Source organism: Mycobacterium lepromatosis, from assembly GCF_000975265.2.
Lineage (GTDB): Bacteria > Actinomycetota > Actinomycetes > Mycobacteriales > Mycobacteriaceae > Mycobacterium > Mycobacterium lepromatosis.
In genome coordinates this window covers 1,899,786-1,913,203 of sequence record NZ_CP083405.1, presented here as the reverse complement: position 1 = coordinate 1,913,203, position 13,418 = coordinate 1,899,786, and the positions used below count along the sequence as shown (strand labels likewise).

General features: G+C 59.6%; 9 protein-coding genes and 2 pseudogenes. 3 read left to right on the top strand and 8 right to left on the bottom strand.

All coding sequences use genetic code 11. The annotated features are described in order from the left end of the window. Positions 1–68: 68 nt before the first annotated feature. From pheT to MLPF_RS09140, 4 genes and pseudogenes are all read right to left on the bottom strand, one after another. On the bottom strand, positions 69–2,576 hold the full coding sequence (gene pheT / locus MLPF_RS09155; RefSeq protein ID WP_045843128.1) for a phenylalanine--tRNA ligase subunit beta: 2,508 nt from the start codon (positions 2,574–2,576) through the stop codon (positions 69–71). After that, positions 2,576–3,628 carry a phenylalanine--tRNA ligase subunit alpha gene (gene pheS, locus MLPF_RS09150; RefSeq protein ID WP_045843127.1) on the bottom strand — a complete coding sequence of 351 codons (1,053 nt, stop codon included), beginning with the start codon at positions 3,626–3,628 and terminating at the stop codon, positions 2,576–2,578. Before pheS ends, pheT begins: the two co-directional genes overlap by 1 nt. After that, on the bottom strand, positions 3,621–4,037 hold the full coding sequence (locus tag MLPF_RS09145) for a hypothetical protein (protein WP_045843126.1): 417 nt from the start codon (positions 4,035–4,037) through the stop codon (positions 3,621–3,623). Before MLPF_RS09145 ends, pheS begins: the two co-directional genes overlap by 8 nt. A 438-nt stretch (positions 4,038–4,475) precedes the next feature. Continuing rightward, positions 4,476–5,447, bottom strand: a pseudogene (locus MLPF_RS09140) (adenylate/guanylate cyclase domain-containing protein). Between the two features lie 249 nt (positions 5,448–5,696). Between MLPF_RS09140 and MLPF_RS16340 the strand changes: the two are divergent. Both MLPF_RS16340 and MLPF_RS16335 read left to right on the top strand, forming a co-directional pair. Beyond that, positions 5,697–6,128, top strand: a pseudogene (locus MLPF_RS16340) (oxygenase MpaB family protein). Between the two features lie 40 nt (positions 6,129–6,168). Further along, on the top strand, positions 6,169–6,369 hold the full coding sequence (locus MLPF_RS16335) for an oxygenase MpaB family protein (protein WP_337588822.1): 201 nt from the start codon (positions 6,169–6,171) through the stop codon (positions 6,367–6,369). A 376-nt stretch (positions 6,370–6,745) separates the two neighbouring features. On the opposite strand, the gene MLPF_RS09130 is transcribed toward MLPF_RS16335, so the two are convergent. Genes MLPF_RS09130 through infC form a run of 4 tightly spaced genes read right to left on the bottom strand, consistent with a single transcriptional unit; the run spans position 6,746 to position 8,878 of the window. After that, entirely contained in the window at positions 6,746–7,525 is a 780-nt protein-coding gene (locus MLPF_RS09130) for a TrmH family RNA methyltransferase (protein WP_045843139.1), read from the bottom strand. A 54-nt stretch (positions 7,526–7,579) separates the two neighbouring features. After that, complete coding sequence (rplT, locus tag MLPF_RS09125; RefSeq protein WP_045843125.1) at positions 7,580–7,969, bottom strand: 50S ribosomal protein L20; 390 nt, start codon at positions 7,967–7,969, stop codon at positions 7,580–7,582. A gap of 55 nt (positions 7,970–8,024) precedes the next feature. Next, positions 8,025–8,219 carry a 50S ribosomal protein L35 gene (gene rpmI / locus MLPF_RS09120; RefSeq protein WP_045843124.1) on the bottom strand — a complete coding sequence of 65 codons (195 nt, stop codon included), beginning with the start codon at positions 8,217–8,219 and terminating at the stop codon, positions 8,025–8,027. A 50-nt stretch (positions 8,220–8,269) separates the two neighbouring features. Beyond that, complete coding sequence (infC, locus tag MLPF_RS09115; RefSeq protein ID WP_082082373.1) at positions 8,270–8,878, bottom strand: translation initiation factor IF-3; 609 nt, start codon at positions 8,876–8,878, stop codon at positions 8,270–8,272. Positions 8,879–9,355: 477 nt separating this feature from the next. On the opposite strand from infC, the gene lysX reads away from it, so the two are divergent. Then, a complete protein-coding gene (lysX, locus tag MLPF_RS09110) occupies positions 9,356–12,712 on the top strand; it encodes a bifunctional lysylphosphatidylglycerol synthetase/lysine--tRNA ligase LysX (RefSeq protein WP_082082372.1) in 3,357 nt (1,118 codons plus the stop codon). Positions 12,713–13,418 lie beyond the last annotated feature (706 nt).

Genomic DNA, 13,418 nt, shown 5'->3' with positions numbered 1-13,418 from the left:
TAGGCTGCGATTTAGCCCGAGCACATCATGCCGATGTACGAGCGACGCGAACCCGCAATTGGGGTGATTTAAGTGCGCAATGTCGCACCGACCTGCTCGGCGGCGTGTCGTACCGCAGCATCGCGAGCCGCGCTGGCGTCGTCTTCAGTTAGCGTGCGATCAGGTGCGCGAAACCGCAGCGCAAATGTCAGCGACTTGCGGTCCTCGCCAACCTGCGAACCGGTGAAGACGTCGAATAATTGAATTTCCTCGAGCAATTCCCCGGCCCCATCACGAATGGCATCCTGCACTTCTTGAGCAGGAACCTGCGTGGACACCACCAGGCTGACGTCCTGCAGCACAGCCGGAAACGGCGACACCTGAGGTGAGGGCAACTCCTCGACGATAGGAATGGCAGCAAGGTCCAACTCGAGAGCACAGGTACCCTTCGGCAGACCGGCACGTTCGATCACGGCCGGATGCAGCTGCCCTGCATGGCCGACAGGCATTTCACCAACAAACACCTCAGCGCACCGACCCGGATGCCAAGGCAAATATTGGACAGCCCGGAAAACCACGTCGACTCCACTGACTCGGGCGATGATACGCACTGCCTCAAAAGCGTCGGATGCCTCGGCTAGACGGCCAGGACCCCACGGACCCCGCGGTTCCCGCAACCCAGCCAACACCGCGGCGACATGCTGTGGCTGCCGAGGCAAGGATGCGTCCAGTAAGGCGATTTCAGCATCGGTCAGTCGACGGTCGACGGGGATGGACCCTACACCGCCAGTTCGCTCGGTCGGTTCGACAACCTGCGCGATGGCAAACAAAGCGATATCGATGAGACCTCGAGATACATTTCTTCCCAAGACTTCCAGCAGCGCCGGCAGCAGTGTGGTGGCGAGTTGTGGACGGTTGGACTCCAACGGGTTGAGCACTCGCGTCGTCGTCCGTCGCGGGTCATCGGCCGGCAAGCCCCAAAGGTCGAACACATCGGCCGGCAAAAACGGTGTTGGCAAGATCTCGACGTAACCGGACTGTGCCAGCGCCTTGCCAATTGCACGGTAGCGCTTCTGTACTGCGGTGAGTCCCCGACCCGCGGGTGCGAGCGGCTGCACCGATCTAATGACCTCTAGCCCTTCGAGGCGCAGCACCTCCTCGACAAGATCGGAAGGCTGCAGTAAATCGGGGCGCCAACTCGGTGGCGTGACGGTGAGCGTGTGACCTTCTGAGGACACCGTGTCGACCACTACAGCACCGATTTGGGTCAGCCGTTTGGTGGTTGCGCCTTGGTTATAGGCCACCCCAGCGATCCGGTCCGGCAGGTCGACGGCGATCTGGATCGGCGGCAACGACCAGTCAGCTCGCGGCGAGCTGCCCCGCCAATCGGTCAGAGTCTCTGAAACCGTTCCCCCGGCGATATCGGCAAGCAGCATCGCACACCGATCTAAAGCAGCTACCGAGACAGCCGGATCCACTGCCCGTTCATAACGGCGGGCTGCTTCGCTAGGCAGGTGCAGCCGCCGCTGGGTGCGTGATACCTTGGCGGGGTCCCATACCGCGGCCTCGAGTAGCACATCGGTGGAATCGGAGCGCACTTCGGTGCTTGCGGCACCCATCACGCCGCCGATCGCGGCGGTAGCGACGTGATCGGCGATGAGGACATCGACGGGATCGAGCTGACGCTCGATCCCGTCGATGGTAACGACGGTCTCGCCGGGCCGAGCGAATCGTACTGTGAAGCCTCCGGTAATGCGATTGCGGTCGTGGGCGTGCAGCGGGTGGCCGAGTTCCAGCATCACGTAGTTGGTGACATCCACTGCCGGTGAGGTCGTACGAATTCCGGATAACAGCAGCCGGCGCTGCAACCACCACGGCGACACGGCGGCAAAGTCGATCCCAGTGACCGAACGCAGGGCGCACCGACGAACTCCCGTTTCGGGCTGCACCGTCAACGGCCACGCCTGCCCCTCAACCGGCAACGGCGGCACCACTTGGTCGCTGGCCGGGTCAACGAAGGCTAGGTCGTAGGCGCATGCGATCTCACGGGCCAAGCCCCGCACCGACATGCAGTACCCGCGGTCGGGAGTGGTCGCCAAACGAAAAACCACATCGCCCAACCCAAGCACGTCGGCGCCGTCGGCACCTGGTAGGGCGGTTCCAGGTGGCAATACTAAAATCCCCGAATGATCTGTACTCAAACGGAGCTCGGCCGCTGAGCAAATCATTCCAGCAGAATAACGACCGTAGGTCTCGCACGCCGTGATGGCGAACCCGCCAGGCAGAGTGGTTCCTGGAAATGCCACCACGACCAGATCGTCAACAGCGAAATTTGTTGCACCACAAATAATTTCGTGCTGCTGACCGTCGCCGACATCGACCACACAGGCCCGAATCGGCTTTTTGAATCCGGCGAGTTCCTCGATATCGGTGACTCGCCCCACAGTCAGCGGGCCATCGACCGGGCCAACCGTGATCATCTCCTCGATCTCGTGGCCGATGCGTACCAACGTCTGCTCGAGATCGCCCGCGGCGACATCCCAATCCGGCGCACCAACCGTGACCACTTCGCGCAGCCAGCTATACGGAACGCGCATCAGACCCCCACCCCGAACGGCAATGAAAACCGAACATCCCCTTCGACCATGTCGCGCATGTTAGGAATGCTGTTGCGGAACTGGAGGGTGCGTTCCAGGCCCATCCCGAATGCGAAACCGGAGTAGATATCCGGGTCAATTCCTGTTGTCCGCAACACGTTTGGATGCACCATTCCGCAACCGCCCCATTCCACCCAGTCAGCGCCGTCCTTTTTGCTCGCAAACCATACATCGACCTCGGCCGACGGTTCGGTGAATGGGAAAAAGTGTGGCCGGATCCGGGTGCGCGCCGACGGCCCGAACTCGGCGCGTGCGAAGACGTCCAACGTTCCCCGCAGATGCGCCATGGACAGACCGCGGTCCACTGCCAGGCCTTCGACTTGATGAAAGACAGGCGTGTGGGTGGCATCGAGTTCGTCGGTGCGGAAGACCCGGCCGATCGAAATGACGTAGACCGGCAACTCACGCTCGAGCAAAGTCCGCACCTGCACTGGTGAGGTATGGGTTCGCAGCAGCTGCCGTGAACCGTCCGGCGCAACATAGAAGGTGTCCTGTTCACTGCGCGCGGGGTGGTCTGCAGGAAAGTTGAGAGCGTCAAAGTTAAACTGCTCAGTCTCGACTTCGGGTCCGTCGACCAGTTCCCATCCCATCGCGATGAAGGTATCGGCGATGTGCTCGGCCAATATCGTGATCGGGTGCCGTGCGCCGGTCGGCTGCCGTGTTGACGGCAGGGTGACGTCGATACGTTCGGTGACCAGCACGGCCGCGTCGCGCTCGGCCTGCAACGTCGCCAGTCGTTCGTCGTAGCCGCGCTGGACCTCACTGCGGGCAGAGTTGACCTGCTTGCCGATGTCAGCTCGGTCAACCGTGGGCAGGCTAGCAAGCGCTTGTCGTGCGAGCGCCAGCGGCGAGCGGTCACCGAGGTGCTCGGCCTTGGTGCGCGCCAACGCATCGAGATCGACGGCGAGCGCGATGGCTTGGCGGGCAGCGTTAACTGCCTTGGCCAGTGCTTCCGACGATAACATCGACAGATCAACGGGTTGATCACCCACGCGGCGACACTCTCCTTGCTGACGAGGCTGGTCGGACTGGCCCATATCGGCGCTGGGTTGGGCTGGACTTGCGCGGCTTCTCTTCGGTCCGCTGCATCGGCCTGACGCAAGTGCCGATCATAACGGCGAGACCGACAAACGCCGACCGCAAGGTCAGACAGTGACCACCGGCTGAAGACCGGTCAGCGTGTCCGCCGGCAATGAAGTTACGCGCTGCGATCAGCCAGACTAACCAGTAGGCCAGTACGGAGCCCAGCACACTGAATACCAGCTCAGCAGCCATTGACCCCAATGGGGGGCTAGCCTCAGGAATCCGAACCGCAACGATGCCGTCAACATCAGACACCGCACCGGTGTCAAGCGGATCAGCCGACGGAACCGGACCGTCACCAGCACCCCCCAGAATCATAGCTACGGCGTGCCCTGCATATGGTCAGATGAACACACATGACCCCAGTGACAACGGCCGCAGATATCCACCAGTTGATCCAAGCTGCTCGGCCACCACCGCGAAATCACTGCTGCTAGCGCACCGAGGGCATCATAACACACCCCGATGGCACTGGCCTGGGTAGATCGACACGGGCAGCTAACCTAACTTGACCGCAGTCGCAAGAGCAGCGACCACCCCTAAATGTCGTGTAGACAAGGCTGGCTAAAAGGGGCCCCCAGGTGTCCGTGGGACAGGGTTGTGCAGATTGGTGCTGGAGCGCACAATGACCAATTGCCTGCGCGTGCTGACCCGGTGTCAAGATTGCGAAGCTGACTGTGGCCAAAATGGTCGCCTACCCAACAGTGAACCGGCCCGGAGCACCAAGACTACAATAGTGTAAATTATAGACATCCACTACGGCAGGGAATTTGTTTGAGCTGTTTCATCTGAAGTTGTCATGCCCTACGAGTCTTGATGCGATAAATTGCCATATCCGGGGGAAGACCAGTGAGTTTGCTGGTGAACATGGGTCTTCGGACGCGCCTAGTAATATGCCCAGCTCTTTCAGCTCACTTTGCGGTATCAGTTCCAGAGTAGGGCCAGATATCCTGATACCCCCCTTTTGTCGCGCGCTCCATAACGCGCGCGGCGATATTGACATCAACACCAAGCCAGTCCGCGGCCAGTCGTTGTGGCCGGCCAGTGTGTATTCCGATACGGATTCGCGGTGTGTAGCCTTCGACCTCGACTGAGTTCATCGCTTCCGTGGCAGCCAGTACGGCCTGTACGGCGATTGGAGGATTGCTAAACACGGCCATGATCCCGTCCCCCATCCGCTTGACGATCTGCCCACCGGCATCGAGCAACGGCGACTCAACAGCGCGCGCCACCTGGCGCAGCAGTGCCAGGATCGCTTCGTCACCAACTTGCAATGACCAACCGGAGAAGCCGACTAGGTCGGTGAATACCAGCGTCACCTCATGGATTTGCCGGCCGTCGGGAAATGGCCTCATTCAATGCCTGCCACACCTGTAGCACACTCAGGCTCACCTCCACGCGACGCCGCACCGCGATCCCCTAGCAACCGGTCGGCAGCTCGCGCCGCGACACGTGGGCCACCCGCGTGTCGCGGTGGACAGAGGATCGCCGAAGTCAGGATCGCCGGGCAACAGTCGTCGTGTCCGCCGGACCATCACCACTAGCCTGGGGCTACGGTTTGTGGTGTGTAGCCACTGCGCGGCGCTGTGCATCGACACCGAATAACGTCGTATCAAGGCCGGCACGGTGACCGTGTCCTCGTCTGGTTCCCTAGCCGCGGAAGGGATTCCATCGGGAGGCGCGCCCTCCACTTGGCCAGTGGTAGGTAGATTTTGCGGACGGGGGCAATGACTTTTATGTCACAACGCACAATAAACGAGTTGATCATACCGTTGCGCCACCAATGTGAACAATCGATACCCCCCCATATCATTAGGTGCCGAAAATGTAGACAACGTGTGTTGTCAACATTGCTTTTGGGCACAATCATTGCGTAGGAAGCCGTGATGACTGCCACTTCGAAGACATCCGCTGAGTCGCTCGGGCCTGATGCGCTCACCTGGAAGTATTTCGATGATTTGCGTATCGGAATGATGAGTGTGTGGATCAGTGCGATCCAGAACATGTATCCAGAGCTCGGCGCTGGGGTCGGAAGAGCATTCGATCTTACTGCGCGAGCCGTTGCAGCAGGTGGCTCGGTCAGTGGATCCCATTATGGGCGTGGTCTACGACGACGATCGAGCGGCTCAGACCGGTGAAAAATACCACAACGCGATCAAGGGCGTTGATACCTCTGAGCGTCGTTATCACGCGCTGAATCTGAAGACGTTTTACTGGGCGCACACAACGTTTTTCATGCTGGTCGTTAAGTTAAGGTGGCCGAATATTGTTGTGGCGGCTTGACAGAAGGCCGAGGAGCGGCAGTTGTTCGACAAGAACGTCCGGTGGTACCCGATGTATGGGATGAGCATGCGGCCGGTGCCCGAATCATGGAAGGAGTTTCAAACAGTACTGAGTACCGGGTCGTGAGAAGCTAGAGACTGACCAGGCCACCCTGGGCATTCTCCAGATGCGGATTCCCAAACCGAAGTTTGTGCTCATGCCAACACCGATCTGGGATGAACTGTTCAAGCCGTTGATGTCGGGTCAATGCTGGATCGCGGCTGGACTATTTGACCCGGTCGTTAACGAAAAAGTGGGAATGCACTGGAAGCCAAGCGACGAGATGTTGCTGCGGCTATCGGCAAGTTTGTCGAAGTGGCGTTCTTAGCGGTTCCCGACGAAATCCGACTGCACCCGCGCGCTGGCTGGCTTACCGCCGGGGCACAAGGGCGACTTACCCGTCGACGCTCCGTTGATCGAAGCACCGGGCTTCATGACGCCACCACATGACCGCCGCGGGCTACCGATGCATTATTTTCTTCCTCAGTACCACCTCTGTCGCCACACCTTTGGCCATCCCTTGCGCAGCCCCGCTCGGACCCTGATGGAGCGGTGTGGGTCGCTGCGTGCGGACCACCTTTTCGCTGGCCAGCTTACGGCTGGGGCGAAGCCCTAGAAAGAGCTGCCTAAGGCCGAGAATCGGCGCGCTAATGGTGATTCGCCAGCGTGGCGAAGCCGGGAGCGGCGAGGTCACCGCCAGATGGCTAAAGACGCAATGCACGCGAGCTCTGATAGAGGCAAATCGCTGCGGCCGCAGCCACGTTCAGGCTTTCCGCACCGCCGACCATCGGAATACGGACCCGATAGTCCGCCGCTTCTGCGATTGCGGTTGACAAACCGTGTGGTTCGGACCCAAAAAGCCAAGCTGTCGGCTTGCCAAGCAGCGGCTCGGCTTCGTCGAGGGATGTCTCACCGTCGACCGTGGTGGCTAGCACTTGCAGCCCGCCGGCGCGCAATTCGGTCACGGCGGCGTAGGCATCAGACGCCACGACAACCGTTATCGAAAAGATACTGCCGGCAGAGGAGCGCAGACATTTACCGTTGTACGGGTCCACGGTGTACCCGCCGAAGAGCACAGCCGCAGCACCCATGGCATCGGCGATGCGGATTACAGTACCCGCATTGCCCGGTTCGCTGATCTCGACAGCGGCCACCACCAGCTGGGGTGAGCCAGCCAGCACAGTCGCTAGCCGGGTCGTCGGCATTTCGCACACCGCGATCAAACCTGTCGGAGTGATCGTGTCGGAAAGCGCTTTTGCGGCACGTTCGCTTACGGGATGGACCGGACACTTCAGCGTAGCTAGCACTGCGGCATGCCGTTGGGCCGCGACTTCTGTGACGAATACGTCTCGAACCAGCCCGCGTACTGTGGCGGCTTCGACGAGGTTAGGGCCTTCAGCGAGAAATCGTCTGACACGCCGCCGCGTGACTTGGCGATGCAACTTGACTGCCGCGACCACCCGGGCGGAACGTTCAGTGAGCACGGCAGGCCCCGGCAAGGTTCGACTTACCCGCTCATCGATACGCATCTTGGTGGGCTAAGCAGCTTCTCCGGATTGTGCGTTGACATCTTCGGGTAGCCCCGACCGGGCTACCTCAACGAGCGTAGTGAACGCCGCCGGATCGTTGATCGCAATATCGGCGAGATTCTTGCGATCCACATCGACATCCGCAGCCTTCAAGCCCTGGATAAACCGGTTGTAAGTGATGTCATTGGCGCGCGCAGCCGCGTTAATTCGCGAAATCCACAACTTGCGGAACTCGCCCTTACGCGCGCGACGGTCGCGGTAAGCATAGCCCAACGAATGCAGCTGCTGTTCTTTGGCTTTGCGATAGAGCCGGGAACGCTGGCCGCGATAGCCTTCCGAAGCTTTTAGGATAGTGCGCCGCTTCTTATGGGCATTGACTGCCCGCTTTACGCGTGCCATGGTGTTTCCTACTCTCGTTCGTTACGTATCTAGTCATGGGCCTGGCGCAATCTGGTCAGCCGTTCAGCAGCGAATTGACGCGTTGGGTGTCGCTTGCGGCAACCCGCGTGCGGCCATCCAGTCGCCGGGTACGAGTGCTCGGCTTGTGCTCGAACAGATGCCGACGATTGGCTTTCTGGCGGACGATCTTCCCGGTACTGGTGCGCCGGAACCGCTTCGACGCCCCACTGTGAGTCTTGGCCTTGGGCATGTTTCCTCAATTCTGCTGTTTCTACTGTTCTAGCTGCGCCGGCTAGCGCGCTAGTACGGTAAACCGTCTGTGTCGCCGGTTCCCTCGAGATCCTGCTCTGCCCCAGCCCCCGGTGCTCCTGGATGCCGCGCGCTGACGCGAGTCTTCGCGCCGCGATGCGGTGCCAGCACCATCGTCATGTTGCGCCCATCCTGTTTGGCTGATGTTTCGACGAATCCGTAATCGGCGACGTCCGCACCCAGCCGCTGCAATAATCGGTAACCTAGCTCGGGTCGCGATTGCTCGCGTCCGCGAAACATGATGGTGACTTTGACCTTGGATCCAGCCTCCAGGAAACGGACCACGTGGCCCTTTTTGGTCTCGTAATCATGATCATCGATCTTTGGTCGCAACTTTTGTTCTTTGACGACGGTCTGCTGCTGGTTGCGGCGGGATTCGCGCGCCTTCTGTGCCGCTTCGTATTTGTACTTGCCGTAGTCCATGATCTTGCAGACCGGTGGTCTGGCATTTGGGGCAACTTCGACAAGGTCGAGATCGGCGTCCGCAGCCACGCGAAGTGCATCCTCAATCCGCACGATGCCTACCTGCTCCCCCCCTGGACCAATCAACCGGACTTCAGGTACGCGTATGCGCTCGTTGACACGGGTCTCAGTGCTGATGGGGCCTCCCTCGTTGGGCCATGGTGGGCGTACTAGCCATCTACTTAGCCATCCTCCAGGTTGTCTTCCAGCCGCGACCAGGTCCTGGCTGATCAGGGAGTCAGCAGTAGAAGCCACAACATCGGCAAAAAGCCCTGCCACACAAGCAGGGCCCAATGCCGACCGATCACGGCTTGAAACAATGCAAGCCGTCCGCGTCACGTGCGGAGCAGGCATTACGATATGCCTGTGACCGGACCGCTCAGCCTTGAAATAACCTCGTGGCTAGCGGTGGGAGTGGGACTCCACTTAACTGTTCCCGACCTTCGCCGGTATGATCGCAGAAATTAGTCTAGCAGCCACGAAGCGTCGCCCGACACTTCGAAGCGAGGGCCAGGTCAACCGGCCTCTGGCGCGTGAGTTACACTAAGCCCGGCAGGTAGATAATCACTCTTGACCACTGTGGACGATTCACCAGGCATTTCACGGTTTGAAGGAATATCCTCGCGGTCTGTGACAGCGGCTACACTTCGTTCGGGCCCTTATTCAGGCAGCCGGTCGCACTCCCGGTATCATTGGGTACCAGCAGCAGCTGGCTGGACTGTCGGTGTGATCGCCACACTGTCACTGATAGCAAGTGTGTCACCCCTGATCAGGTGGCTCATCAGGATCCCGCGTGAATTCATCAATGACTACCTTTTTAACTTTCCAGACACCAGCATCGCCTGGTCGTTCGTGCTGGCGCTGTTAGCTGCCGCGCTAACCACGCGCAAACGCATCGCCTGGCTGCTGTTGCTCGGCAATATGGTGATCGCCGCCGTGTTAAACGCGGTGGATATGGCAGCGGATGGCAACACTCCAGCCGAGACGTTCGGCGAAAATCTCGGGTTCGCAATGCACGTTATCGCGATCGTGCTGCTGATTTTGAGCTATCGGGAATTCTGGGCCAAAGTCCGCCGAGGCGCGCTGTTCAAAGCGGCTGCTGTGCTGATTGCCGGAGACGTGATCGGGATCCTGTTGTCTTTGGGACTGGTCGAGCTGTTCCCCGGATCGCTAGCGCGGCAGGACCGCCTGCCGTATGTGGCCAATCGGGTGGTCGGATTCGCACTTGCCGATCCCGACCTGTTCAGCGGCAAACCGCACGTCTTGCTCAACGCAATCTTCGGCTTGTTCGGCGCCCTCGCGTTGATCATGACCACTATCGTACTGTTTCAGTCCCAGCGTGCGGATAACGCCCTGACCGGCGAGGATGAGTCCGCCATCCGCGGACTACTCGAGCTGTATGGCAAGAACGACTCGCTGGGCTACTTCGCCACCCGGCGCGATAAGTCGGTGGTTTTCGCGCACAATGGCCGCGCGGCCATAACTTATCGAGTTGAGATCGGAGTCTGCCTAGCCAGCGGCGACCCAGTAGGCGATCCCAGGGCGTGGCCGCAGGCCGTCGACGCGTGGTTAGGGCTTTGCCAGACTTATGGTTGGGCGCCCGGTGTGATGGGGGCCAGTTCGCAGGGCGCACAGGTATTTCGTAGGGCCGGGCTCAACGCCATAGAACTCGGCGACGAGGCGATCTTGCGGACTTCTGGTTACAAACTTTCCGGCCCCGACATGCGCGGAGTGCGCCAGGCGGTGACACGGGCGCGCCGGGCAGGACTAACCGTACGCATTAGACGGCACAGCGACATCTCCGCCAACGAGATGACAGACATCATCGCGCGCGCTGACGCCTGGCGCGACACCGAATCCGAACGCGGCTTTTCGATGGCGCTGGGCCGGCTCGGCGATCCGGCTGATTCAGATTGCCTGTTGGTCGAAGCAGTGAACCGCGACGACAATGTCGTTGCGATGCTGTCACTAGTCCCGTGGGGAACCACCGGCGTCTCGTTGGACGTGATGCGCCGTTCTCCGCAATCACCCAACGGCACCATCGAACTCATGGTCAGCGAGCTAGCTTTCAACGGCAAGACTCTGGGGATCACCCGTATTTCGTTGAATTTTACGATGTTTCGTGCTGCGTTCGAACAAGGTGCTCAACTCGGCGCTGGCCCAATTGCCCGGTTGTGGCGGGGGCTGTTATTGTTCTTCTCACGGTGGTGGCAGTTGGAAACGCTGTACCGCTCGAACATGAAATACCTCCCTGACTGGATCCCTCGCTACGCCTGCTACGAGGATGCCCGTTTGATTCCGCGGGTGGGGGTTGCCTCGGTGATCGCCGAGGGTTTCCTGGTGTTACCGTTCAGCCGACGCGACCGGGTGCACACCGGCCATCATCCGGCTGTACCAGCGCGCCTAGCAGAATCCTGCCTGCTGCAACACGATGGGTCAACTCCAGATGTCAGCAGACTGCAACCGGCGAACGTCGATTTGGAAGTAGCGAATTCCCGTATTCCCGAACAGGTACGGGTACGTCTGGCAAAACTTAAGACATTGCAAAGCAACGGTATTGACCCCTATCCGGTGGGATACCCGCCTAGCCACACGGTCGCTCAGGCTCTGGACGCCGACGACAAAAGCACCGTCTCGATATCTGGACGCATATTGCGGATACGTGACTATGGCGGCGTGTTGTTTGCTAACGTGCGTGACTGGTCGGGAGAATTACAAGTGCTGCTGGATAATTCAGTGCTCGAGTGCTGCTGCATCGCAGATTTCACCGCAGCCATTGATCTGGGCGATATAGTCGAAATGACCGGAAACATGGGCTTCAGCAAAAACGGGGCTCGCTCGTTGATAGTACGCAACTGGCGGATGATCGGTAAATGCCTGCGGCCACTACCGAACAAATGGAAGGGGTTGACCGACCCAGAAGCCCGGGTGAGAACTCGCTATGTCGATCTGGCAATCAATACCGAGTCCCGTAACTTAATCATGGCTCGTAGCTGCGTGTTGCGCTCGATCAGGGAGATGCTGTTCGCTAAAGGATTTATCGAAGTCGAAACCCCGATCCTGCAGCAAATTCACGGCGGCGCCGCCGCCCGGCCATTCGCTACTCGCATCAACACCTATGACATGAATCTGTTCCTGCGCATCGCCCCAGAGCTCTACCTTAAGAGGCTGTGCATCGGGGGTGTGGAGAAGGTCTTCGAGCTGGGCCGGGCCTTCCGTAACGAGGGGGCGGACTTTAGTCACAATCCGGAATTCACCTTGCTGGAAGCCTACCAGGCGCACGCAGACTACCTAATGTGGATCGACGGCTGCCGGGAATTGATTCAGAATGCCGTCGAAGCCGCGAACGGTACAAAGACCCTAATGCGGCCGCGGATCGAGGGAACCAGCGGAACTGCAAACCACCCCGAGCAGATCGACATCTCCGGCGTCTGGCCGGTGAAGACCGTGTACGAAGCAGTATCCGAAGCGCTCGGAGAATGTGTCGACACCAGCACTGAGCTAGCCACTCTGCGTAAACTATCCGACGCCGCACACATCCCTTATTGGGCACACTGGGATACTGGTGCGGTGGTGCTGAAGCTCTATGAACACCTGGTTGAGAATCGAACCGATAGACCAACATTCTACATCGACTTTCCGACGTCCGTGTCGCCGTTAACCCGGCCACATAGAATTAAGCCCGGCGTTGCCGAACGCTGGGATCTGGTGGCGTGGGGTATGGAACTAGGTACTGCCTACAGCGAACTCACCGACCCGGTAGAGCAGCGGCGTCGTCTTCACGAGCAGTCCTTGTTGGCTGTCGGAGGAGACCTCGAAGGGATGGAGCTCGACGAAGACTTCCTGCAAGCCATGGAATACGCAATGCCACCCACCGGCGGCCTGGGAATGGGTATAGACCGCCTCGTAATGCTAATCACCGGCCGCAGCATCCGCGAAACGCTACCGTTCCCAATGGCCAAGCCGCACTAGCTCGGCGTCAGCCTCAGGTTTAGCAACAAAATTCGCCGCGGTCGTTGCTAACCGCTTAACCATTACTGATCCGGCTCCTTCAGCACGCGATATGTGCGAGACACTGCAATCCGTGGAGCGCATAGACCCGCTGGGCAAGCAACCCCTCGTTTTCGGCAAGCCAAGACATAAAACACGCTTAGTCGACTCGGACAATGCTGGGGGAAGCATTGTGGATAACAAGTCCACCCCGCGATCGGCCATGTCAGTCAGCACATGGACTTTGGCGGTTGCGATGGTCACTATCATCACAACTCACTACCAGCAGCTATGTCTGGCGGCGATCCCAACCACCGTGCAAATAGCACTGAAACTGATCTGCTGAGAGCAGAGGGTCGCTATGTCGATCGGCAGTGGTAATCGATAGGCAACCGCCCGCAGTAGTGCGACGGTATGCTCGACGAACAAACACCCGCCCATCCCGCAAAATGTAGTAAGGCCATGGCGTCGACGCCAGAGCCAGCGAAGCCGTCTGCCTCAGCCCGACCCCGAGATACGATAGAGCAGACTTGCCGACCTTCGCATCCGTCTGCGAGAAGAACGAATCCCGGTCCGCGGCGACCTTAGGTGCCACGGAATTCGACGCCGAGACATTCCACGACTGAACCGTCGAGGAGCAAGTACCATAGAGTGCCGACGTACGGAGGCGGAACGTCTCGAAGGAAGC

Coding starts and splice junctions, on each gene's coding strand:
- MLPF_RS16335 (WP_337588822.1), top strand. CDS start 6,169: ATGCGGATTCCCAAACCGAAGTTTGTGCTCATGCCAACACCGATCTGG.
- MLPF_RS09145 (WP_045843126.1), bottom strand. CDS start 4,037: ATGATTCTGGGGGGTGCTGGTGACGGTCCGGTTCCGTCGGCTGATCCG.
- rplT (WP_045843125.1), bottom strand. CDS start 7,969: ATGGCACGCGTAAAGCGGGCAGTCAATGCCCATAAGAAGCGGCGCACT.
- rpmI (WP_045843124.1), bottom strand. CDS start 8,219: ATGCCCAAGGCCAAGACTCACAGTGGGGCGTCGAAGCGGTTCCGGCGC.
- pheT (WP_045843128.1), bottom strand. CDS start 2,576: ATGCGCGTTCCGTATAGCTGGCTGCGCGAAGTGGTCACGGTTGGTGCG.